Source organism: Micromonospora sp. AMSO31t (assembly GCF_008868175.1).
Taxonomy (GTDB): Bacteria; Actinomycetota; Actinomycetes; order Mycobacteriales; family Micromonosporaceae; genus Micromonospora.
In genome coordinates, this window is sequence record NZ_WBKT01000031.1 from 23,410 (window position 1) to 46,310 (window position 22,901).

The 22,901-nt window shown below is 72.3% G+C and carries 18 protein-coding genes; 9 read left to right on the forward strand and 9 right to left on the reverse strand.

Going from position 1 to position 22,901, the window contains the following annotated elements; all coding sequences use genetic code 11:
• Window positions 1–11 precede the first annotated feature (11 nt).
• The 4 genes from F8274_RS10210 to ssd form a co-directional block, all read right to left on the reverse strand.
• Window positions 12–746 (reverse strand): type II secretion system F family protein, encoded by a 735-nt coding sequence (locus F8274_RS10210; protein ID WP_151462047.1) that lies wholly within the window; start codon window positions 744–746, stop codon window positions 12–14.
• Complete coding sequence (locus F8274_RS10215; protein WP_225853709.1) at window positions 746–1,474, reverse strand: type II secretion system F family protein; 729 nt, start codon at window positions 1,472–1,474, stop codon at window positions 746–748. Before F8274_RS10215 ends, F8274_RS10210 begins: the two co-directional genes overlap by 1 nt.
• A gap of 458 nt (window positions 1,475–1,932) precedes the next feature.
• Complete coding sequence (locus tag F8274_RS10220; RefSeq protein ID WP_151462048.1) at window positions 1,933–3,144, reverse strand: TadA family conjugal transfer-associated ATPase; 1,212 nt, start codon at window positions 3,142–3,144, stop codon at window positions 1,933–1,935.
• Window positions 3,141–4,244: a septum site-determining protein Ssd gene (gene ssd / locus F8274_RS10225; RefSeq protein ID WP_151462049.1), complete on the reverse strand. Its 1,104-nt coding sequence runs from the start codon at window positions 4,242–4,244 to the stop codon at window positions 3,141–3,143. The genes F8274_RS10220 and ssd overlap by 4 nt, the downstream gene beginning before the upstream one ends.
• A 283-nt stretch (window positions 4,245–4,527) precedes the next feature.
• On the opposite strand from ssd, the gene F8274_RS10230 reads away from it, so the two are divergent.
• A complete protein-coding gene (locus F8274_RS10230; protein ID WP_151462050.1) occupies window positions 4,528–4,974 on the forward strand; it encodes a hypothetical protein in 447 nt (148 codons plus the stop codon).
• 73 nt (window positions 4,975–5,047) lie between these two features.
• Here the strand turns inward: F8274_RS10230 and F8274_RS10235 are convergent, their stop codons facing one another.
• Both F8274_RS10235 and F8274_RS10240 read right to left on the reverse strand, forming a co-directional pair.
• A complete protein-coding gene (locus F8274_RS10235; protein WP_151462051.1) occupies window positions 5,048–6,025 on the reverse strand; it encodes a CU044_5270 family protein in 978 nt (325 codons plus the stop codon).
• A complete protein-coding gene (locus F8274_RS10240) occupies window positions 6,022–6,642 on the reverse strand; it encodes an RNA polymerase sigma factor (RefSeq protein ID WP_151462052.1) in 621 nt (206 codons plus the stop codon). The genes F8274_RS10235 and F8274_RS10240 overlap by 4 nt, the downstream gene beginning before the upstream one ends.
• Window positions 6,643–6,785: 143 nt before the next feature.
• On the opposite strand from F8274_RS10240, the gene F8274_RS10245 reads away from it, so the two are divergent.
• Entirely contained in the window at window positions 6,786–7,400 is a 615-nt protein-coding gene (locus F8274_RS10245; protein WP_370518214.1) for a DUF6518 family protein, read from the forward strand.
• A 347-nt stretch (window positions 7,401–7,747) separates the two neighbouring features.
• Window positions 7,748–8,557 carry an HAD family phosphatase gene (locus F8274_RS10250; RefSeq protein WP_151462054.1) on the forward strand — a complete coding sequence of 270 codons (810 nt, stop codon included), beginning with the start codon at window positions 7,748–7,750 and terminating at the stop codon, window positions 8,555–8,557.
• Window positions 8,558–8,615: 58 nt separating this feature from the next.
• On the opposite strand, the gene F8274_RS10255 is transcribed toward F8274_RS10250, so the two are convergent.
• On the reverse strand, window positions 8,616–9,362 hold the full coding sequence (locus F8274_RS10255; RefSeq protein ID WP_151462055.1) for an oxidoreductase: 747 nt from the start codon (window positions 9,360–9,362) through the stop codon (window positions 8,616–8,618).
• Between the two features lie 257 nt (window positions 9,363–9,619).
• Here F8274_RS10255 and acs point away from each other — a divergent pair, with 257 nt between their 5' ends.
• The 6 genes from acs (at window position 9,620) to F8274_RS10280 (ending at window position 21,155) form a co-directional block, all read left to right on the forward strand.
• Entirely contained in the window at window positions 9,620–11,608 is a 1,989-nt protein-coding gene (gene acs, locus F8274_RS10260) for an acetate--CoA ligase (RefSeq protein WP_151462056.1), read from the forward strand.
• 241 nt (window positions 11,609–11,849) lie between these two features.
• Window positions 11,850–14,642 carry an immune inhibitor A domain-containing protein gene (locus F8274_RS10265; RefSeq protein ID WP_151462057.1) on the forward strand — a complete coding sequence of 931 codons (2,793 nt, stop codon included), beginning with the start codon at window positions 11,850–11,852 and terminating at the stop codon, window positions 14,640–14,642.
• A 376-nt stretch (window positions 14,643–15,018) separates the two neighbouring features.
• A complete protein-coding gene (locus tag F8274_RS32335; RefSeq protein WP_255474568.1) occupies window positions 15,019–15,681 on the forward strand; it encodes an immune inhibitor A domain-containing protein in 663 nt (220 codons plus the stop codon).
• A 46-nt stretch (window positions 15,682–15,727) separates the two neighbouring features.
• Complete coding sequence (locus F8274_RS10270) at window positions 15,728–17,320, forward strand: immune inhibitor A domain-containing protein (protein WP_370518216.1); 1,593 nt, start codon at window positions 15,728–15,730, stop codon at window positions 17,318–17,320.
• Window positions 17,321–17,605: 285 nt separating this feature from the next.
• On the forward strand, window positions 17,606–20,053 hold the full coding sequence (locus F8274_RS10275) for an immune inhibitor A domain-containing protein (protein ID WP_151462063.1): 2,448 nt from the start codon (window positions 17,606–17,608) through the stop codon (window positions 20,051–20,053).
• A 169-nt stretch (window positions 20,054–20,222) separates the two neighbouring features.
• Window positions 20,223–21,155, forward strand: a complete 933-nt coding sequence (locus F8274_RS10280) for an alpha/beta fold hydrolase (protein WP_151462058.1) — start codon at window positions 20,223–20,225, stop codon at window positions 21,153–21,155.
• 1 nt (window position 21,156) lies between these two features.
• Here F8274_RS10280 and F8274_RS10285 read toward each other — a convergent pair whose 3' ends face one another.
• Both F8274_RS10285 and F8274_RS10290 read right to left on the reverse strand, forming a co-directional pair.
• Window positions 21,157–21,522, reverse strand: coding sequence for a hypothetical protein (locus F8274_RS10285; RefSeq protein ID WP_151462059.1), 366 nt, complete (start codon window positions 21,520–21,522; stop codon window positions 21,157–21,159).
• A partial coding sequence (locus F8274_RS10290; protein WP_192579775.1) for an SseB family protein occupies window positions 21,519–22,901 on the reverse strand: 1,383 nt, incomplete at its 5' end. The genes F8274_RS10290 and F8274_RS10285, both read right to left, overlap by 4 nt.

A 22,901-nucleotide genomic window follows, 5' to 3' on the forward strand; every position in this document is an offset into this window, starting at 1 on the left:
TTTCTCTGGGTTCACAGCACATCGCCGAGGACGGCGACGATCACCGGCACCAGGCCGGCGAGAATGAAGGCGGGCAGGAAACAGAGCCCGAGCGGCAGCACGATGAGCACGCCGGCCCGCCGGGCGGCCGCCTCGGCCGCGGTCGAGCGGTCGGACCGCAGGTCGTCGGCGAGCCGGGTGAGCGCGCCGGCCAGCGCCGCGCCGCTGTTCGACGAGCGGACCGCGCCGGTCACCAGGCGGTCCGCCCCGGGCACGGGTCGCAGGTGGTCCCACGCCTCCGCCGCCGTGCCGCCGAGTTCCAGCGTCCGCCCGACCCGGCCCAGCCGGTCGGCGAGCGGTCCACCGAGCGCCTCGGCCACGGCCAGGACCGAGCGGTCCACCGGTGCGCCGGCCCGGAGCGCGGCGGCCAGCAGGTCGGCGGCGAGGGGCAGGTCGGCGGTCTCCCGGAGCCTGCGGTCCCGGACGGCCCGTGGCTCGATGCGGCGCAGCAGGCGGTCGGCGGCCACCGCGGCCAGCGCACCGACGAGCGCACCGGGCCAGCCGCCCACCACGACCAGCGCCGCCACGCCCGCCAGGCCGGCGCCGAGCCGGATCCGGTCCGGCCACCAGGCGGGGCGGCTCCGCTCCGCCCGCCGGGTGGGCGCGAGGAGACGCAGCCGCCGCGCGGGCCGGACGGCCGGTCCGGACGCGACCAGGAGCAACGCCGCCGCGCCCAGGCAGGCCGCGGCCACCACCTGCCGCGGCATCAGGCGGCCCGCCCGGGTGCCGCGCTGAGGCGCTCCGCCCACAGCAGACCACTGATCTGGAGCGCCACTGCCGCGAGGGCGCTGCCGCCGCCGACCGGGGTGTGCAGGAGGACAGCCACCGGGTCGACGCCGATGGCGTACCCCAGTCCGATCCCGCCGAGCGGTAGCGCGGCGAGCAGCCAGGCGGTCGCCCGGGCTCCGGCCGCCTGGGCAGCTGCCGCGGCCAGGCCCCGGTCCGCCGCCCGGGCGTCGGCCTCGACCCGTTCCAGCAGCTCGGCCAGGGGCGCTCCGGTGCGGTCGGCGAGCCGCACGGCGGCTCGCGCCAACCGGGCGACGCGCTGCGGCCCGTCGGCGATCGCGCCGCCGGCCGGCAGCCCGGCCCGCAGGTCGGCGGCCAGCGCGCCGATCTGGTCTAGGTCGCGGCGGTGGGCCAGGTCGGTCGCCCGGCGGTCCCGCCGGCGCAGCACCGCCCGGGCGGCGAGCGTGCCGTAGGCGGCCAGGACCAGCGCGCCCACCGGGCCGCCGAGCAGCGCACCGGCCCCGGCGCCGACCACGGCCGCCGCCGGCAGGGCGGCCCGCCCGGACAGCGGAGCATGAGCGGCAGGCCCGCTCGACGTCGAGGCGACACCCGATCCCCAGATGGGCAGTCCGGCGACCAGGCGGAACCGGAGGGAACGGTTGGCGGGGGCGAGGGCGGCAGCCGGCCGGAGCCCGGGTGCGTGGTCCATGGGGATGGAAGCGGCGTCCGGCCGCGATCGGAGGGTGCGAGCGGTGGAAATCAGAGCGTTGGCCAGCCGGGACCGGGGAGGGCGATCGGTAGGGACGACAGCGCTGGCCAGCCGGAGGCGGCGCACACGATCGGTCGGGACCAGAGCCGCGCCCATCCGGGGCCGGCGGGCACGATCGGTGGGACCGGGCCTGGTGGTCGGGCGGGTCGGGTCGCGCCGCCCCGGGGGCCGGCCCGGAAGGGGATGTCCGAGCAGCGCGCCGGACCGCTGGGCGACGCCGGCGTGGGACGTCCGCCCGAACGGCCCCGGGCCGGAGCACAGCGGTCGGGTGCCGCCCGGACCGGGGCGCTTGCCCAGGTCGAGGACGGCATGCTGGCGGACGCGGTTGGCGCGTACCGGCCAGGCGACCGTGGCCGCGGCGCCGGCCAGGAGCACCGCCACCAGCCACACCTGACCGGTCACGACGGACCCGCCGAGCCGGGCCACGCCGCGCAGAGGATCGGCGGCACGGTCACGCCCCGCTCACGCAGCAGGGCGCCGAGCGGTCGGGCGGCCAGCCCGAGCCCGCGCCCGCGGATCCAGGCGGGAACCACGGTGACCAGCCGCTCGGGTCCCTCGGGCAGGAGCAGGCCGATCGACTCCAGCACCCGACCCTCCGTGGTCCGCCGGACCTGCAGGAGCACCTGGAGCGCGGCGGCGACCTGGGCGTGCAGGGCGGCCCGGGGCAGGCCACCGAGCATCCCGAGCGCCTCCAGCCGGGCCGGCACGTCCGTCGGGGCGTTGGCGTGCAGCGTGCCGGCCCCGCCGTCGTGGCCGGTGTTCAACGCGGCGAGCAGGTCGACCACCTCGGCGCCCCGGCACTCGCCCACGACCAGCCGGTCCGGCCGCATCCGCAGCGCCTGCCGGACCAGGTCGCTCAGCCCGACCGCCCCGACTCCCTCCACGTTCGACGTCCGCGCCTGGAGGCCGATCACGTGCGGGTGCACAGGCCGCAGCTCGGCGGCGTCCTCCACCAGCACGATGCGCTCGGTCCCGGGCACGAGCCCGAGCAGCGTGTTGAGCAGGGTGGTCTTGCCGGAGCCGGTGCCGCCGGTCACCAGGTACGCGAGGCGGGCGGCCACCACGGCGGCGAGCAGCGGGGCGACCGGCCGGGGCACGGTGCCCTGCCGGACCAGCTCGTCGAGGGTGAACGGCCGTTGCCGGAAGGTGCGCAGCGACAGGTAGGGCCCGTCGGTCGCCACGGGTGGCAGCACGGCGTGCAGGCGGGTGCCGTCGGGCAGCCGGGCGTCGGCGTACGGGGAGGCGTCGTCGAGCCGGCGTCCGGCGGCCGCGGTGAGGCGCTGGGCCAGCCGGCGCACGTCGTCGACCGTCCCGAGCGGCACGGCCACCTGGTGCAGCCCCCGCCCCCGGTCGACCCAGACCCGGGTGCCGTTCACCAGCACGTCGGTCACCTGCGGGTCGGCGAGCAGCGGTGCGAGGGGACCTGCGCCGACGAGGTCGTCGTGGACCCGGTCGGCGATCCGGAGCAGGGCGGTGTCGCCGAGCACGGCGGCGTCCGGCTCGGCGCGTACGGCGGAGACGATGGCTGCGGGAGTGACCGGGGTGGCCTCGGCGGCGAACCGGTGCCGGACCCGCACGGCCAGGTCCCCGGAGTCGGCCGGGCCGCTCACGCGGCACCTGCGGCGGGCAGGCCGGTCAGCTCGTCGAGGAGTCGCTGGCAGAGCACGGCGAGGGGGCCCTTCCCGCTGGCGGCCGGCGCCTCGCCCCGTTCCAGTCCCCGGCAGAGCCCCGGCTCGGGCCGGAGGGTGCCGGCGAGCGGCAGCCCGAGCGCGCGGGCCACCTCGCCGGCCTTCAGCCGTCCGGGGGCGGGGCCTCGCACGACCACCGCCAGGTCGGCGCAGTGTGGGGCGGCCGCGGCGACCACCCGGGCCGCTGCGGCGGTGGCCCGCAGCTCCGCCGGCACGATGACCAGGGCCCGGTCGGCCGCCTGGAGGGCGACCACGGCCGCGTCGTCCAGGTGCCGGGGCAGGTCGAGGACGACCATGTCGCGGCCCCGGCGGGCGGCGTCGACGGTGGCGGCCATCGCCTCGGCCGGCAGGTGCCGCAGTGCGCCCCGGTCCCACGACAGCACGACCAGGTCGCCACGGCTGGGCAGGGCCCGGACCAGCGACGGCGGGTCCACCCGGCCGTCGGTGCCGGCGAGCCCGGGCCAGCGCAGCCCTTCGAGCTGCTCCCAGCCGAGCACCAGGTCGAGGCCGCCGCCGAGCGGGTCGGCGTCCACCAGGAGGGTGCGCAGCCGGGCCCGGGCCGCGGTGACGGCGAGGCCGCCGGCCAGCACGCTGGCTCCGGCGCCGCCCCGGCCGCCGAGCACGGCCACGACCCGGGACGGGCCACCGCCCGGGGGCTCGTCCGCGCATTCGGCGAACCGGTCGACCAGCCACGGTTCGGCCGCGGGCAGGGTGGCGACGTGCTCGGCGCCGATCAGCTCGGCGACCTGCGTACCCGGATCGAGCTGGCCGGAGCGGCCGACCAGCACCGTCCGGGGCCGGCGTGGGAGGCGGGCCCGCAGGCAGGCCTGCGCCTGGTCGGCGCCGACCAGCACCAGTGGCGCCGGCGTCCAGCGGGCCCGCGCGGCGGCGGGATCGGCGGCCAGCTCGACCTCGGTGCCGCCGGCCGCGGCGAGCCGCAGCAGCTCGTCGAGGAGGTCGCCGTCGGCGGTGACGAGCAGGGGCAGCCGGCGGTACGGCGGCAGCGGGGTGCGGGGTGGCATGGCGGCCTCCAGCGGTCGGACTCGGACGTGCCGCGGAGCAGCCTGCCGACGGATCCGGCGCACTGGTGCCCGACCGGGTGCGGCTGTGGACGACGGGGACGCCTGTGGACAGCCGCCGATCGCCCGATCGATCTGCTATGGGCCGCCCGTCGCCGCCGACCGTCCTTTATGCATGGATCTGTCGGCGCGATGTAACGGCGGCGGCCGTCCCCGCGGTAATTCACTGACAGCGGTGTTCGGCAACGAGATGCCCGGCTGTCCGACCACAGAGAGAGGAACGGGGATGCAGAGAACCTGGCGGAGGGCGGCCCTCGCGGCCAGCCTGTCGATCACGGGGGCGCTGGGCGGGCTCGTCGCCGCCACGCCGGCACAGGCGGAGACGGTGCCACTCGAGCTGGGGCTGGCCGTCGCCACCGACGGCACGGCCAGCACGATCAGCGGCAAGGCGATCGTGCACGGCACGGTGACCTGCAGCCAGCCGACCTCGGTCACGGTGAGCGGCACGGTCGACCAGGTGGTCAAGAAGGTGCTGGTCCGCGGCCGCTTCGACGCGCTGGTCGCCTGCACCCCGGGCGCACCCGTGGCCTGGACGGCCGCGGCCACCCCCATCGACACCACGCCGTTCGCCAGGGGCGCTGCCGAGGTGAGCACCGAGGCGTCCGCCTACGATGCCGAGTACCAGCGGTACGTGGTCTACGACACGTCGATCGTGGACCTGGTCAAGTCCTGATCCACGGTGGCGCGGGCGGCCGGACCAGCGGGGTCCGGCCGCCCGCCCACGCGACTGTCGGCGTACCCGATGGTCAGCCGGTCCGGCCCGGCGCGTCCACGATCTTCCCGGCGACCCGGACCAGTTCGACCTCGACGTCGCCCTTCTTCAGGCTGACCCCCTCGGGGGTCGTGTGGTCCTCGACCACGACGGTCCGGCTGCCGAGGAACTCGTGGGTGGTCGGGTCGAGCAGGATGTCCTCCTGCCGCCAGCCGTCCTGCACCATTCCCAGCGCGATCGCCGGGCGCCCGTCGAAGTCGACCGGCTCGTCGGACCGGGTGACACCCGGGATGAGGGCCAGGGCCCGCAGCAGGGTCGCCTTCACGCCGGGCGGCAGCACGTTGTCCCGGAGCATCGACTCGACGAGCAGGAACGAGACGGCGTCGCCGTCCTTGCCGGACTGGCTCCGGGTCCGCAGCCAGTCAAGCAGCGCCCGCGGATCGGTGGGGAGCCCGGCCAGCGTCGGGTAGTCCTGCGGCGGCATGACCTGCGGCAGATCCGTGCTCTCCGGCATGACTTCGAGCTTGCCGTCGATCATCTCGGCAGCCTGCCGCCCGTCGGCCCGCTGCCACGACCGCGTGGTCTCGCGGGTGGCCTGGCCCTTGTCCCGAGCGATCTTGCCGCGGACCATCCTCAGCTCGACGTAGGTCCACTGGTCGTGGCGCGGTGGCGTGAACGGTTCGGTCTCGGCGTGCACGGCGGCCAGTTCGAAGGTCTGCGCGACCGGCCCGCTCACCACGTAGGGCGCGGGGCGTGCCGGGGGTGTCGCCGGGCCGAGGTCGCCGGCCGTGACCACCCCGGCGACCAGGGCGGCCGCCCCGAGCGCGGCGAGTCCGGACCGCCAGGCCCAGCCCGGCAGGCGCCGGCCGTGCCGCTCCGGTCGGCTCGCCGGCGTGGCCTCGCGTTCGGTGATCCGGGCCAGCAGGGCCGCCCGGGCGCGTCGCTGAGCATCCGGCGAGGGCGGCTCGACCTCGCTCCAGCTCTCCCGCAGCGCGGTGATGTCGTCGATCACTCGGATTCCTCTCCGGTTGCCGTCGGGTCGACGCCACCCAGCGCCGCCCGTAATCTCGTGCGCGCCCGGTGCAGCCGGGACCGGACGGTGCCGGCGGGGATCGCCAGCGCGCGGGCCACCTCTTCGCAGGTCAGATCCGCCCAGGCGACCAGCAGCACCACCTCCCGGTCGGCCGGTGCGATCCCCTCCAGCGCCGCCGCGAGCCGCCCGCGCACGGCCTGGGCATCCAGCCGTACGGCCACCTGGTCGGCCGGCCCGTCGTGGCTCTCGCGCTCGGCGGAGGTGGTGTGCTCCGCGCGGGCCAGTGCCCGGTACCGCCGCGCCTCGGCCCGCCGGTGCCCGGCGATGAGGTTGGACGCGATGCCGAACAGCCAGGGCCGCGCGCTGTGCTGCGTGGTGTCGTACCGCCGCCAGTGGTCGAACGCGACCAGGAACGTCTCCGCCGCCACGTCGTCGGCCAGGTCCCGGCCGAGTCGCCGGGTGGCGTAGCCGTGGATCGCCGGGTAGTAGCGGTCGAAGATGGCGTCGAACACCGCCGGATCCCCGTGCATCCGGCTGATGATCGCCGCGTCCGTCTCGTCGGCGGCGGTGCACACGTTCGGTGTCACCACACCCATGGATTCTCCTTCTGTTCCCCCATCCCTCCTGCACGGCCGAGGGCTCATCCGTACTTCGCCGATGGTCGCGGGAGTGTTCGCGACGGGAGTCGGGACACGCCTGGGCGCAACCGCCGCCGGGCATACTGAGTATGCTTCCCGCCGTGCGCTGTGATCATCGGACGGTGGCGCTCACCGCCGTGCTGGGCGGCCTCCTGCTCGGCGCCCTCGACTTCGTGTGGATCAAGTGGGTTCCGTACCCCTTTGCCGAGCTCGGCAACTCCACCGCCACCTGGGCCGTCGCGGCCTTCACCTTCGGCTGCCTGGTCCGGTCGGGCCCGGTGCGGTCGGCGCTGGGCGCCGCCGTCCTGCTCGTCGTCGCGGTGCCCAGCTACTACCTCACGGCGACGCTCCTCCAAGGCGACGACCCGGCCGTCGTGTGGGCGCCGACATCGCTGCTCTGGATGGCCTTCGGCGTGGTCGCCGGGGTGGTCTTCGGCGTCGGCGGCGACTGGGCGCGCCGGGACGGCGTGCGGCGGATCCTCGGGACCGCGCTGCCGGCCGCCGTCTTCTTCGAGGAGGCGGCACGGTTCGCCGGCCGGGCCCGGGACCCCGCCTATCCACCGGGCGCGGAGTGGAACGTCGCCATCGACGTGGCGCTCGGCATGCTGGCCGTCGCGCTGGTGGGCGGATCGCACCGCCGGCGGGCGCTCGCGCTGGCCGCCGCGCTGCCGATCGCCGCCGTCATCTTCGTGGGCTTCGCGGTGGCCGGTCGCTGAGGCGGTGTCCGGTCCGGATCACCCAGGAAAGGGACGACCCCCGTCGGGGGGAGACGGGGGTCGTCGTGAGGTTCGGCTCCGGGGGGGTCGAGCCGAACCCACTCAGCGGTCACGGGGGGTGCAACCGCCGAGAGCCTTCTTGTCCGACGGGACGTGAACTCTCGTCGCGAGCACAAGCATGCCGCAATGGACCCTTATACGTCGAGTGGTGTCCACTCCACGCAACGCTAATTCATGGTACGAGTGTGTGACAGCCGTCACTCAGAGGAGTGGTGCAACCCGATCGATCCGTTCCGGAGGCCCCGGGGACCCGACGGCGGCGCCCCGTCGGGCTAGACTTTCGCGCCGTGGGCCGAAGTGCCGCTTTCTTCGATCTCGACAAGACCGTCATCGCCAAGTCGAGCGCACTGGCGTTCGGTCGGCCGTTCTATCGGGACGGGCTGATCACGCGCCGTGACGTGGTCAAGTCGGCGTACGCGCAGCTGATGTTCCGGCTGGGCGGCACCGACGAGCAGACCATGGCCCGCACCCGGGACTACCTCGCCACGCTCTGCAAGGGCTGGCCGGTGGAACAGGTCCGCCAGATCGTCGCGGAGACGCTGCACGAGCTCATCAACCCCTACGTGTACGCCGAGGCCGCCGCCCTCATCGAGGAGCACCAGGCCGCCGGGCGGGACGTGGTGCTGGTCTCCGCCTCCGGCGAGGAGATGGTCCGCCCCATCGGCAAGCTGCTCGGGGTGACCGACGTGATCGCCACCCGGATGGCGGTGGCGGACGGCCGCTACAGCGGCGAGGTCGAGTTCTACGCGGCCGGCCCGCGCAAGGTCGACGCCGTCGGCGAACTGGCCCTGGCACGCGGCTACGACCTCGCCGACTCGTACGCCTACTCCGACTCGTACAGTGACCGGCCGCTGCTGGAGTGCGTGGGGCACCCGACCGTGGTCAACCCGGACCGGGCGTTGCGCAAGCTGGCCGTGGAGAACTCCTGGCCGGTGCTGGAGTTCCGCCACCCGATCCCGCTGGGCCGGCGGCTGCGGGAGCGCCCGGCCGTGCCGGTCGCCGCGGCGGCCCTCGGCGTGGGCGTCGGCGTGGCGATCGGCATCGCCTGGTACGGGCGCCACCGCCGCACCCGCGCCGCCGCCACCCCGACGGCCTGACCGCTCGGCGACCCACCCGGGCGCGATCACGGCAGCCCGGGGACGCCGCCGAAAAGGATCAGGACGCGGCGAGGATCTCGTCGCCGATGAGCGTGATCTGCTCCGCGCCGATCTCCACGGCCGCCATGTAGTGGCGCAGCCAGGAGCGCAGCCCGTCCGGGGTGCCGGTGGCGAAGGCGCCGGCCGCGCCGACGTACTCGGGCTCCCGCTCGCGGTGGCCGACGTCGACGGCGACGAGCCCGCGCGGGTCGAACCCGGTGGAGATCAGCACGAGCCGGGCGGCGGCGCGCGCCACCACCCCGGACGGCCCGGCGAACGGGCGCAGGTTGAGCAGCTCGCCGTGCACCACGGCGGCGAGCACCAGCGGCGGCACCTTCGTACCCCCGGCGACCAGCCCGGCCAGCCCGTCGAGGCGGGCCGCCACCACGGGGTCGGCCACCGGGCGGCCCAGCTCCGCCTCGGTCACGACGTCGCGGGCCGCGAGCACGTGCAGCCGGGCCAGGGCCTGGCGGGGCGCCTTCGGCCAGAGTTCGCTCAGCCCGGGCAGCGCCCCGGCCACGCGCAGCGCGCCCTGGAGCAGCGGGTCGGTGACCGTGCCGGCGCGTACCTCCTCGCGGTCGTGCACCCGGCCCTCCAGCGCGGCGCTGGCCACGGCCGAGCGGAGGCTGACCTCGGCGGCGACCTGGCCGCCCTGGCGGCGCAGCGCGCGGTGCCGGTGGGCCCCGTCGACCCGGTCGCGGGCGCGTTCGACGGCGGGCGCGATGTCGGCGAGCGCGAGCAGCGGGGCGAGCGGGTCGGTGGTCACTCCGCCACGCTAGCGATCCCCACGCTCCGCCGGAGCGCCAGCCGCCGGGAAGCGACGCGTACCACGCCTCCGGCGGAGCGGTGAGAAGGGAACCCCTCTCTACCGGAGGCGTTAAGAAGGGACCCTTCCTGACAGCTCGGCGCGCGCGGAGGGCTACTGGGCGCGTGGTCGGTGGGCGGGCGGTCGCGGCGGGGGCCGCGCCGGGACTAACCTCTCCCGGGTAGGAGACGCAGGTCACGCGATGAAGGAGTCACCGCATGAGCGAGGCATTGGCCAACTTGCTGAACGAGACGCGCCAGTTCCCGCCGCCGGCCGAACTCGCCGCGAACGCCAACGTGACCGCGGACGCGTACGCCGAGGCGGCCGAGGACCGGCTCGCCTTCTGGGAGCGCCAGGCCGGGCGGCTGCACTGGGCCCGGCAGTGGGACCAGGTGCTCGACTGGTCCAACGCGCCGTTCGCGAAGTGGTTCGTGGGCGGTCAGCTCAACGTGGCGTACAACTGCCTGGACCGGCACGTGGAGGCCGGCCGCGGCGACAAGGTGGCGATCCACTGGGAGGGCGAGCCGGGTGACACCCGCACGGTCACCTACGCGGAGCTGCACCGGCTCACCTGCCAGGCGGCGAACGCGCTGACCGACCTGGGCGTCACGGCGGGCGACCGGGTGGCGATCTACCTGCCGATGGTTCCCGAGGCCGCGGTGGCGATGCTCGCCTGCGCGCGGATCGGCGCCACGCACAGCGTGGTCTTCGGCGGCTTCTCGGCCGACGCGCTGACCAACCGGATCCAGGACGCCAGCGCCAAGGTGGTGATCACCGCGGACGGCGGCTTCCGCCGGGGCAAGCCGTCCGCGCTCAAGCCGACCGTCGACGAGGCGGTGGCGAAGTGCCCGTCGGTGGAGCACGTGCTGGTGGTCCGCCGCACCGGCGAGGAGGTCGCCTGGTCGGGCAAGGACCACTGGTGGCACGAGACGGTGGAGACGGCCTCGCCGGAGCACACCGCCCAGCCGTTCGACGCCGAGCACCCGCTCTACATCCTCTACACCAGCGGCACCACCGCCCGGCCGAAGGGCATCCTGCACACCACCGGCGGCTACCTCACCCAGACGTCGTACACGACGCACGCCGTCTTCGACCTCAAGCCGGAGACGGACGTCTACTGGTGCACCGCCGACATCGGGTGGGTCACCGGGCACTCCTACATCGTCTACGGCCCGCTCTCCAACGGAGCGACCCAGGTCATGTACGAGGGCACTCCGGACACCCCGCACAAGGGCCGGTTCTGGGAGATCGTCGACAAGTACAAGGTGACCCTCCTGTACACCGCGCCCACCCTGATCCGCACCATGATGAAGTGGGGCGAGGACATCCCCGCCGGTTACGACCTGTCCTCGCTGCGCCTGCTGGGCAGCGTCGGCGAGCCGATCAACCCGGAGGCGTGGATCTGGTACCGGCAGCACGTCGGCCGGGGCGAGCTGCCCATCGTGGACACCTGGTGGCAGACCGAGACCGGCGCGATCATGATCTCGCCGCTGCCGGGCGTCACCCACGCCAAGCCCGGCTCGGCCATGACCGCGCTGCCCGGCATCGTGGCCGACGTGGTGGACGACCAGGGCCAGTCGGTGCCCAACGGCGGTGGCGGCTACCTGGTGCTCCGGGAGCCGTGGCCGTCGATGCTGCGCACCATCTGGGGCGACGACAACCGCTTCATCGAGACCTACTGGTCGCGCTTCGGCGCCGGCGCCAACCACGGGGACGACTGGGTCTACTTCGCCGGTGACGGGGCGAAGAAGGACGACGACGGGCACATCTGGCTGCTCGGCCGGGTCGACGACGTCATGCTGGTGTCCGGCCACAACATCTCCACCACCGAGGTGGAGTCGGCGCTGGTCAGCCACCCGTCGGTGGCCGAGGCGGCGGTGGTCGGCGCGACCGACCCGACCACCGGCCAGGCGATCGTGGCGTTCGCCATCCCGCGCGGCAGCACCGACATCTCCGGTGAGGCCGGCGAGCGGCTCATCGCCGACCTGCGCAACCACGTGGCGAAGACGCTCGGCCCGATCGCCAAGCCGCGGCAGATCATGCTCGTGCCGGAGCTGCCGAAGACCCGCTCCGGCAAGATCATGCGCCGGCTGCTGCGCGACGTCGCGGAGAACCGGTCGCTCGGCGACGTCACGACGCTCCAGGACTCCTCGGTGATGGACCTGATCTCCTCCGGCATGGGTGGCGGCAAGTCCGACGAGGACTGACGACAGGCGTACCCCGAGGTGGGTGACGGTCCGGACGGGCCGTCACCCATCGTCGTTTTCCCGCCGCGCGTCGGAAGTTCGGTGGAGGCCGCGGCAGGCTGAACGGGCAGAGGGGCAGCTCACCCCTGTCAGTGGGGGACCCTTCTCATTTAGGTTCAGCCGCATCGGCTGGATTAGACGGACGTCACTGCGACGGCCGGTCGGCCGACTCTCTCCCCCCATGCCCTACGAACGGAGTGGCATGCACACATTTCCACGGACCGGGTCACGCCGACGCCTACTCGTCGCGCTGCCCGCCATCGCCCTCGCCGCCACGTCGCTGACCGTGACGGGCAGCGCGGCCGCCCGGACGTCCGGCCCCGCGCCGGTCACGATCGGAGCGGACGAGTACTACATCAACTACGCCGAGCCCGAGGTGCAGCCGGACACCGGCGGCAAGGAGGTCAAGGGTCGAGACGGCGTCTTCACCGCGGCGGCGGACGAGGCCCGGGCCTACGACCGCAAGTACGCCGGGGGCAACCCCGTCGCCGCGCGGGAGCTGGCCAGGACCGAGGCCAAGGCCATCCGGACGGGTCAGAGCCCGCGCAAGTTCAAGAAGGCCAAGAGCACCCAGACGGCCAAGCTGCTGACCCTGCTGGTCGAGTTCAACGACAAGGCGAACGACGACTTCACCAACGTGATGGTCCCGAAGACCGTCTTCGAGGACCGGACCTGCGTGCCGGGCACCGTCCAGAACGGGCCGCGGCACAACACCATCCCCAACCCGGCCACGCTGCCGCACAAGGACAACAACTCGATGTGGGTGCCGGACTTCTCGCCGGCCCACTACGACAAGATGCTCTACACGAAGCAGGGCATCACCGAGCGGGTCCGGAAGGACCTCAAGGGGCCGGACGGCAAGCCGGGCATCAGCCTCGCCGGTCGGACCATGCACAACATGTACCTGGAGATGTCCAAGAACGCGTACACCGTGGACGGGCAGGCGAGCCCGTGGATCACGGTGCCGCACTCGGAGGGCTGGTACGCGGCCTCCCGCTGCTTCCAGGACGAGAACGGCAACTGGGTCGCCGGCCGTGAGCAGTCGATGAACGGTCACCCGGACAACCCGCAGGGCGCCGGCCGCCTCGCCACCGACGCGATCGACGCGCTGGCGGCCGCGGACCCGAGCTTCCCGTGGGCCGACTACGACATCGAGGACCAGAGCGACCGCGACGGCGACGGCAACGTCCACGAGCCGGACGGTGTGATCGACCACCTGGTGCTGGTGCACGCCAACCAGGGCAAGTCCCGCGGCGGCGGCGACGTGGGCGTCTACTCGGTGTGGGCGCACTCCTCGACCGTGGCCGGCGGCTACACGATCCCCGGCACCAACCTGAAGGTGTCGAACTACATCGTGCAGCCGGAGGACGCCGGCGTGGGCGTGTTCGCCCACGAGTTCGGCCACGACCTCGGCCTGCCGGACCTCTACGACACCTCCGGCAACGCCGACTCGGACGTCGACTTCTGGGACCTGATGGCCTCGGGTTCGCACACCGGCGAGATCTTCCAGGCGCTGCCGACCCACATGGGCCTCTGGGACAAGTGGGTGCTCGGCTGGGCCGACCCGCTGGAGGTCAACGCGGGTGACCATTCGCGGCTGGTCAAGCTCGGCCAGACGTCACGGACGCCGGTCGGCACCGAGGACGGCATCAAGATCAACCTGCCGGACAAGGTGATCACGCTCGCCCAGCCGCACAGCGGCGCCAACATGTGGTACTCCGGCGCCGACCAGAGCTGGGCGGACGTCAAGCTGAGCCGGACGGTGACCGTCCCGAACGCCGCCGACGCGAAGTTCTGGATGTGGAACAACTACGTCATCGAGGCCGACTGGGACTACGGCTTCGTCGAGGTGTCCACCGACGGCGGCACCACCTGGACCGAGCGGAAGGTGTACGACGACACCGGCAAGCTCGTCACCACCGACGACGGCTACGCCGACCCGAACGGGCGGATGGTCGACTTCGGCAACAAGAAGTACGGCCTGACCGGCACCACCGGCGGCTGGCGGCACGACTACGTCGACCTGTCGTCGTACGCCGGCCAGACCATCCAGGTCCGGCTGCGGTACGCCACGGACGAGGCGTTCGAGGAGCGCGGCTGGTTCGCCGACGACTTCTCGGTCACCGGCGGCGGCGCCACCACCTGGAGCGACGACGTCGAGGGCGGCGCCAACGGCTGGACCCAGACCGGTGGCACCTTCACCGACACAAGCGGCGCGGGCTGGCACACCGACTCGGGCACCCAGGTCAAGGCGCACTACTACCTGGCCGAGTGGCGCAACTTCGACGGCTTCGACAAGGGCCTGAAGTACGCGTACGACACGATCTACTCGCACGAGGCGTGGAAGGTCGACCGGATCGCGTACAACGCCCCGGGCATGCTGGTCTGGTACCGGGACACGGAGCTGGGCGACGTCAACCACGTCACCGCGCAGATGACCGCGCTGCCCAGCTACGGGGCGAAGGGCGGTCTGCTGATCGTCGACTCGCACAACGACCCGCTGCGCCGCAAGGGCGAGGCGGCCGTCAAGGACCCGTCGGTGCTGGACAACCTGCCCAGCCGCCCGCAGTCGTCCAACGCGGCCTTCACCCTGAAGCCGACGTACCCGTTCCGGGAGTGCCTGGAGGCGGCGGACGAGCCGTACAGCGAGTACTGCACGAAGTTCCACGCCCAGGCCCCGGTCAAGGGGTTCACCGACGCCAAGGGCTGGTACCCGGGCATCGAGATCCGGGACGGCTCCGCGTACGCCCGGGACAACGACGCCTCGGTGGTCATCCCGTCGAAGGGCAACGCGCAGTACACGACCCGGGTGGTCGACCCGGACGGCACGCCGGCGACGGACTACTACGGTTCGACGCTCGGCGGCGGCGCCATCGTGCTGGGCACCGGCAACCCGCGGGACGCCGGCGTCGCGTACGGCGTCTCGATCACCATCAAGTGGGCGCCGCGGGACAACGCGTACGCCATGGTGTGGGTGACCCCACCGAAACCGTGACCTGACACGCCGAGGGCGCGTCGGAGCCGCACGGCGGGGCCTGTCTGGAGCACACTGCTCCGGGACGGGCCCCGCCCTTCTTACACGCGGACAATTTTTCTCCGCGGCCGTGTGACATTTTCCGGCGCCACTGCGCTCCTCTTCGGGGACCTCATAATCACCGTCACTACGGGTGATCGTGGTCGAAGCGTAATGTGAATCGCCGCTTAATTGCTGGGCGATTTCGTCCCGTTTTGGCCGGGAAAAAAAGCCGAATGATCGGGTGATTGACCGGTGGCAACGATGCAAACACCTGTCATTGTGAGTGACGCATGACATGACAGTGATGGCTTTGGCTGCCCCTGTCATGTAACAGTTCCACAAAGGAGGAGGACCTTTGAGGAGACGAGTCACAGTGGGCCTGGCCTCGGCCGCGGCCGCGCTGCTGGCAGCCGGTGTCGTCACGACGCCGGCGTCCGCCGCCCCGGCGGCGGAGCCCACCCCCGGCGTCGAGAAGGCGAAGCACGGCAAGGACAACCTCGCGGATCCGAAGTCGGATCAGCAGCGGGAAGTCAAGAAGCAGGCGATTGCCGACCTGCTCAAGGGCAAGGCCAAGCTTCAGACGCGCAACGGCTCGAAGGTCATCCAGGTCAAGGACGACCTGTTCGTCGAGTACCAGCAGGCCCCGAAGACCGACCCGATCTTCACCATGCTGGTCAACTTCGGCGACAAGACCGACCCCCGTACCGGTGGAGCTGCCGGCCCGGTGGTCAACCAGATTCCCCAGCCGGACCGCAACTGGGACGGCAGCTCCACCGACGACAACAGCACCCTGTGGCGCTCGGACTTCCACCGCGAGCACTACATGGACATGTTCTACGGTGAGGGCGAGTCGTTCCGGGACTTCTACCTCAAGCAGTCGGGTGGCCGGTACACCGTTGGCGGCGACGTCAGCGACTGGATCACCGTCCCGTTCAACGAGGCGCGGTACGGCAGCAACAAGATCTCCGAGGCCGACGGCTACTGGAACTTCATCAAGGACACCGCCATCCTGGTATGAGACCCAGGCCGAGGCCGGCAAGACGCCGCAGGAGATCAAGGACTACCTGAAGCAGTTCGACGTCTGGGACCGCTACGACTTCGACGGCGACGGGAACTTCAACGAGCCCGACGGCTACATCGACCACTTCCAGGCGGTGCACGCCGGCGAGGGCGAGGAGGCCGGCGGCGGCGCCGAGGGCGAGGACGCCATCTGGTCGCACTGCTGGGCGGCGTTCCCCAACCTCGAGGGCAAGGCCGGCCCCGCCGGCAACCTGGCCGGTGGCGTCCAGATCGGTGACACCGGGCTCTGGATCCGTGACTACACCACGGAACCGGAGAACGGCGGCCTCGGCGTCTTCACCCACGAGTACGGTCACGACCTCGGTCTGCCGGACCTGTACGACACCGCGGGCGGCGACAACGGCGTCGGCTTCTGGAGCCTGATGTCCTCGGGTTCGTGGCTGAGCCACGGCACCGACGACATCGGTTCGACCCCGGGCTACATGGACCCGTGGTCGAAGCTCTTCCTCGGCTGGCTGAACCACTCGACCGTCGACTACGGCTCGGGCACCACCCAGGTGACCCTCGGCCCGGCGGGCGACAGCGACGGGCCGAAGGCCCAGGCGGTCGTGGTGAACCTGCCCGCGCAGACCCAGACCACGAACTACAACACGCCGTTCGGCGGGTCGTACGAGTGGTGGGGCGGCAGCGCGGACGACCTGAACTCCTCGCTGACCCGCACCCTGGACCTGACCGGCGCGACGTCCGCGTCGATCACCGCGAAGGCCCAGTGGGACATCGAGGAGGACTACGACTACCTCTACGCCGAGGTGTCGACCGACGGCGGCGCCACCTGGGCCGCCCTGTCCAACTCGCTGATCGACGCCGGTGAGACCGGGGTCGACGGCTCCACCAGCGGCAACTGGGTCGACCTGACCTACGACCTGTCGGCATATGCCGGCAAGAGCGTGACGTTCCGCTACCGCTACGCCTCCGACGGCGGCGTGCACCTGGCCGGTCCGTTCCTGGACAACGTCTCGCTGACCAGGAACGGCACGGTCGCCTGGACCGACGACGCGGAGACCCTGGCCGCGGAGTGGACCGCCAAGGGCTGGACCCGGATGGGTGGCTCGGTGACCGACTCCTACCCCCGCTTCTACATCGCCGAGAACCGGACCTACTTCGGTTACGACGACACGCTGCGGACCGGTGGGTACAACTACGGGTTCGCCAGCCGGCCGAACTGGGTGGAGCGGTTCTCCGTCCAGCCGGGCATGCTGGTCTGGTACGTGAACTACGCGTACGGCGACAACAACACGTCGGAGCACCCGGGCTACGGTCTGAACCTGCCGGTCGACGTTCGGCCGGGCAAGATCCAGGTCGGCGGCGTGGGCACCATCACCAACCGGCGCAACGGCTACGACGGCACCTTCAGCCTGTACGCCAAGCCGGCGCAGACCTTCCACCTGAACGACGTGGCGGTCACCGTGCCGAAGCTCGACCCGAACCCGGTGTTCACCGACAACGGGATCAACAAGTACTGGAACAGCAACAACCCGTGGAACTCGGTGAAGGTCGCCGGCACCGGCACCAAGATCGAGATCCTGAAGCAGGGCACCACCCCGACCAGCGACATGGTCGTCAAGGTCAGCAACTGATCGGGTAGCACCACACGGGAGGGGCCGTCGGCGGCAACGCCGGCGGCCCCTTTCGCGTACCCCGAAAGCTTTCGCCCCAGCTCAGGTCCCCCGATCGACCGATCCTGATGTGACGCTGAGGAGCGTTCCCAACAAAAAGTTGCTACAAATCGACGCGTCTGTCTTCCCACGCGTCACGGGAATGTTTATCTTCACCAGTGGTCCCACTTGTGGGACCTTCCACCGGCCCCTACCCCCGTTGGGCTGGTTCCCTCACACCGGAGGTACCACGTGCGCAAAGTCGCAGTGGGTCTGCTCGGGCTATCGCTGACGGCGACGGGACTTGTAGCTGGCACGGCCGCCAGCGCCGCGCCGACGCCGAAGCTGCCGGCTGCCGCTCCGGCGGCGGCCGAGCCGCAGGCCCCTCACGATCTGCCGGACAAGCTCGAGGACAAGCGGCGGGCACTCCGCCAGGAGGGCCTCAGCGAGGTCCTGTCCGGCCGGGCCAAGGCCCAGAAGATCAACGGCAGCACCGTCGTCAAGGTCGGCGAGACCGCCGGCGGCGCGGCGGCGGCGGCCGGCGGCGCGGCGGCGGCGGCCGGCGCCCGGACCGCCAGCAACAAGGCGGGCAAGAAGGACCAGTACGTCGAGCTGGCCCGGGAGCGGACCGACAAGATCTTCGTGATCCTCGCCGAGTTCGGCGACGACCGCGACCCGGCCTACCCGGACAAGGACATCAACCCGGACATCGCGGGCCCGACCGGGTACGACGGTCCACGGCACAACGAGATCCCGAAGCCCAACCGGGCGGTGGACAACTCCACCATCTGGCAGGCCGACTACAGCGCCGAGCACTTCCGGCAGCTGTACTTCGGCACCAAGCCGGGCGACGAGTCGCTCAAGCAGTACTACGAGGCCCAGTCGTCCGGCCGCTACAGCGTCGAGGGCACGGTCACCGACTGGGTGAAGGTCAAGTACAACGCCGCCCGGTACGGCCGCTCGGACGACCCGAAGGCCGACGACGACCCGACGGGCGACCCGGCGGTCTGCGCGGACACCATCTGCCCGAACACCTGGGACCTGATCCGCGACGCCGCCAACCAGTGGGTCGCCGACCAGAAGGCCAAGGGCCGCACCGACGCCCAGATCAAGGCCGACATGCAGTCGTTCGACCAGTGGGACCGGTTCGACTACGACGGCGACGGCAACTTCAACGAGCCGGACGGCTACATCGACCACTTCCAGATCGTCCACTCCGGCGGCGACCAGGCCGACGGCGACCCGCACCAGGGTGAGGACGCCATCTGGAGCCACCGCTGGGCGGCGTACAACACCTCCCGCGTGGGTCCGCCGAACTTCCCGATCGGCGGCACCCAGATCGGCAACACCGGCGTCTGGATCCGCGACTACACGATCCAGCCGGAGAACGGTGGCCGCAGCGTCTTCTACCACGAGTACGGCCACGACCTGGGCCTGCCGGACGACTACAACGTCGTCAGTGGTGGGGACAACAACAACGAGCACTGGACCCTGATGGCCCAGAGCCGGCTCAGCGGCAAGAACGACGCGGGCATCGGCGAGCGCGCTGGCGACCTCGGCGCCTGGAACAAGCTCCAGCTCGGCTGGCTGGACTACGAGGTGGTCAAGGCCGGGCAGAAGCGCGACCTGGACCTGGGCCCGCAGGAGTACAACTCCAAGAAGGCGCAGGCCGCGGTCGTGGTGCTGCCGCAGCGGGAGTACACCTTCCAGTACGGCGCTCCGTTCGAGGGCACCAAGCAGTACTTCTCCGGTAACGACGACGACCTGGACAACACCATGACCAGGACGCTCGACCTCACCGGGAAGACCTCGGCGTCGCTGTCCATGAAGGGCCGCTTCAACATCGAGACCGGCTACGACTACCTCTTCTTCGAGGCGTCGCTGGACGGCGGCAAGACCTGGAACGCGCTGAACGGCACGGTCAACGGCAAGCCGATCCCGCCGGTGTCCAACACCGACCCGACGCCGGGTCTGACCGGCAGCAGCGCGGGCACGTGGGTGGACATCAACATCCCGATGGACGCGGCGGCCGGCAAGGTGGCGCAGTTCCGGTTCCACTACCTCACCGACGGCGGTGTCTCCTCGGGCGGCTTCTTCGGTGACGCCATCACCGTGACCGCCGACGGCCAGACCCTGCTCAGCGATGGCGCCGAGACCGGTGCCGGCGACTGGGCTCTCGCTGGCTGGAGCATCACCGGCGAGAGTTACACCCGGCTCTTCGACAACTACTACATCGCGGGCAACCGGTCGTACGTCTCGTACGACAAGTACCTGAAGACCGGCCCGTACTACTTCGGCTACGCGAACACCCGCCCGGACTGGGTGGACCACTACGCGTACCAGGAGGGTCTGCTGATCTCGTACTGGAACCTCCGGTACGCGGACAACGACACGTTCGCCCACCCGGGCGAGGGTCGTAACATGATCATCGACGCTCACCCGCGGCCGATCTACAACCTGACCGGCGCCCCGTGGCGGGCCCGCGTCCAGGTCTACGACGCGCCGTTCAGCCTGAAGAAGGCGGATTCGTTCACGCTGCACATCAACAGCCAGCCGCAGTACGTCCGTGGCCAGGCGGCGCAGCCGCTGTTCGACGACACCAAGCAGTACTGGTACCCGGAGCTGCCGAACCACGGCGTCAAGCTCCCGGCCACCGGCGTCAAGATCAAGGTTCTGCAGCAGAACGGCACCTCGCTGAAGGTCCGCTTCTCCTGAGCCGCTGATCACACCGCTACACCTCGCGATGCCCGGGCAGGCCACCTGCCCGGGCATCGCCCTTTCCGGCCCGGGCCGGCCGCGACCCGTCCGGCGATGTCCCGGAGAATCCCCTGATCCTCCACACCTGCGGGGCCGCCCGCGCGGTCCCGGCCCTAGGCTGTGCCCCATGACCGACCAGCGTGGCGGACCCGTCGACGAGTCCTGCGTGCTCCCCGAGGGGCCGTGGACCCACCGGTTCGTCGGCGCCAACGGCAGCCGCTTCCACGTCGTCGAGGCCGGCACCGGCCCCATGGTGCTCTTCCTGCACGGCTTCCCCGAATACTGGTACGCCTGGCACGAGATGCTGCCGGCCGTCGCCGACGCCGGCTTCCGCGCGGTCGCGGTCGACCTCCGCGGTTACGGCGCGAGCGACAAACCACCCCGGGGGTACGACGGTTACACCCTCGCCGCCGACGTGGCGGGACTGATCCGGGCCCTCGGCGAGCGGTCGGCCACCCTGGTCGGCAGCGGCGCCGGCGGTCTCATCGCCTGGACCGCCGCGTCGTTCCACCCCACCCTGGTCCGGCGGCTCGTGGTGCTCGGCGCGCCGCACCCGCTGCGGCTGCGGGCCGCCATCTTCGCCGACCCGCGCGGCCAGTTCTCCGCGTCCACCCCCACCCTGAAGTTCCAGCTTCCCCGCTACGAGCACGTGCTGGCCCGCGACGACGCCGCCGAGGTGGAGGCGATGCTGCGCCGCTGGGGCGGGCCGCGCTGGGTGAACGGCCCCGACTTCGACGCGTACGCCCGGTGCTGCCGGGTGGCCATGCAGATCCCGCAGGCGGCGTTCTGCGCCATGGAGGGCTACCGCTGGGCGTTCCGGTCGGTGCTGCGACTGCACGGCTACCGGTTCGTGCGGCTCATGCAGAAGCCGCTGGTCACCCCGACCCTGCAACTGCACGGCGCGCTGGACCGGGCCTCGCTGCCCCGCACCGCACAGGGCTCCGGCCGTTACGTCACCGCCCCCTACGAGTGGCGGCTGCTCGATGGCGTGGGCCACTTCCCCCACGTGGAGGCCCGGGAACTGGTGCTCGGCGAGATCCTGCGCTGGACGAAGTCCTGACTCAGACCCGCTGCTCGCGCAGGTCCGTCACCTCGTCGGCTGGCGCCCAGCCCTGGTAGACGCCGAAGTCGAACGCCTCCAGCCCCATCTTCTGCGCCACCGGCCAGCGGCCCCCCGTGTACTCCACCCGCAGCCAGCCGTCGTGCTCGGCCAGCACGATGAACGGCTGCCCCTGCCAGGTGCAGGTGGTCCGCACGTACGCCAGGTCCTCGACCTCGGCCACCGGCACCACCCGGACGTGCCGGCCCGGGCGTACCTCGGTGAAGCCCTCGCCCGGTTCCGGCTGGTACAGGCGGACATCGCCGCCGTCCGGGCTGGCCTGGTACTCCCGGCCCCGCCAGCGGGCCACGTAGCCGTCGCGGGTCACACGTCACCCGCCCGGTGCCACGCCAGCTCGTCGGTGTCCAGCACGGCGACCACCCGCTCGCTGCGGTCCGCGCCGATCCGCCACAGCTCGGCGCCGTGCGGCAGCCGGGCGCTGTCCACCTTGAACTCGGCGACCACGTCGCTGCTCTCCCCCGGCGCGAAGCCGTTGCCGCGGAACGGGGGCCGCTCGATCACCCAGCCCTCCATGGCCCGCATGGCGGCCTCGTTCTGCCCGCCGTACGGGATGCGGTAGAGGCTCGGCCGGTAGGCCGGCCAGCGCAGCACGTAGATCTCCTCGGCGTCCCCGGAGAACGGCGAGCCGGTGTGGCCGAGGCCGAGCGCGTCGTACAACTCCGCCGGGGTGCCGAGGTGGGCCAGCTCGCTGGCCCGGTGCACGAAGCCGGAGACCCGGTCGTAGCCCCGCTCCAGGTAGTAGGCCAGCTGGCTCGGGGCGATCGCCTTCTGCATGGTCACCGGCCGGGTGGGGTCCACGGGCGGCGGGGCCGGCCGGGGTTCGGACGCCGGCGCCGGCGCGGTGGCCGGCGGCTCCGGCTCGGTCTCGGGGTCGTCGCCCAGCCCCACCTCGGCGGCCCAGTTGGCGAGCGCGAGAACCTGCTCCCCCGGATACGTCGCCCCGACCGGCGTGCCCGGGTTCACGGCGAACGACCAGCTCACGTCCGGCCAGCGGCGGATGAGCTGGACGAACTTCACGCGTACCGTGTCGGCCGGGTTGCCGGCCCGATCCGCCAGGCGCTCCGGCGAGGTGTGGACGACCACGTAGGTCCCACCGTCGATCTGCTCCGTACGCCAGACGAAGCCGGCGTCACCCGGACGGCTGCCCGCCGCCGATTCGGATGCGACCGGCAGCAGCACCCGGGCCAGCAGCAGGGTCGTGAGGAAACCGTCGGTGCTGCCGCTGCCGGCCGCCGCCAGCAGTTCCTCCTCCACCTCGTTCGCCGGCACGAAGTCGGCCTCCGCGGTGCTGCCGGCGACGCCCGCCGGGGACGGGATTCCGGGGACCGTCGCCTGCTCCGTCGACCGGGGTCCGGCCGCTGCGGCCGGCGCGAACACCGACGTGGTCGGCTCGTCGGCGGTGGCGGCTGGCGCGGCCGGTTCGAACAGCGAGGTGGTCGGCTCGGGCGGCGGGGTGGTCGGCGCGAACAGCGACGTGGTCGCCTCATCTGCCGACGGAACCCGGTCGGACGACGGCACCGCCGGCGGTGCGCCGGCATCCTCGTCCGGGCCGGCGGGGGTGAACAGGGACGGACCCGGGTCGTCCGCCGGACCGAACATCGGCACGGTCGGCTCGCCCGGCGTTCCGAACGGCCGCTCCCCCAGGTCGGTGGGCCCGGTGGCGACGTGGCCGGGGGCGGGCGAGCC

Coding starts and splice junctions, on each gene's coding strand:
- F8274_RS10210 (WP_151462047.1), bottom strand. CDS start 746: ATGCCGCGGCAGGTGGTGGCCGCGGCCTGCCTGGGCGCGGCGGCGTTG.
- F8274_RS10215 (WP_225853709.1), bottom strand. CDS start 1,474: ATGGACCACGCACCCGGGCTCCGGCCGGCTGCCGCCCTCGCCCCCGCC.
- ssd (WP_151462049.1), bottom strand. CDS start 4,244: ATGCCACCCCGCACCCCGCTGCCGCCGTACCGCCGGCTGCCCCTGCTC.
- F8274_RS10230 (WP_151462050.1), top strand. CDS start 4,528: ATGCAGAGAACCTGGCGGAGGGCGGCCCTCGCGGCCAGCCTGTCGATC.
- F8274_RS10240 (WP_151462052.1), bottom strand. CDS start 6,642: ATGGGTGTGGTGACACCGAACGTGTGCACCGCCGCCGACGAGACGGAC.
- acs (WP_151462056.1), top strand. CDS start 9,620: ATGAGCGAGGCATTGGCCAACTTGCTGAACGAGACGCGCCAGTTCCCG.
- F8274_RS10265 (WP_151462057.1), top strand. CDS start 11,850: ATGCACACATTTCCACGGACCGGGTCACGCCGACGCCTACTCGTCGCG.
- F8274_RS10280 (WP_151462058.1), top strand. CDS start 20,223: ATGACCGACCAGCGTGGCGGACCCGTCGACGAGTCCTGCGTGCTCCCC.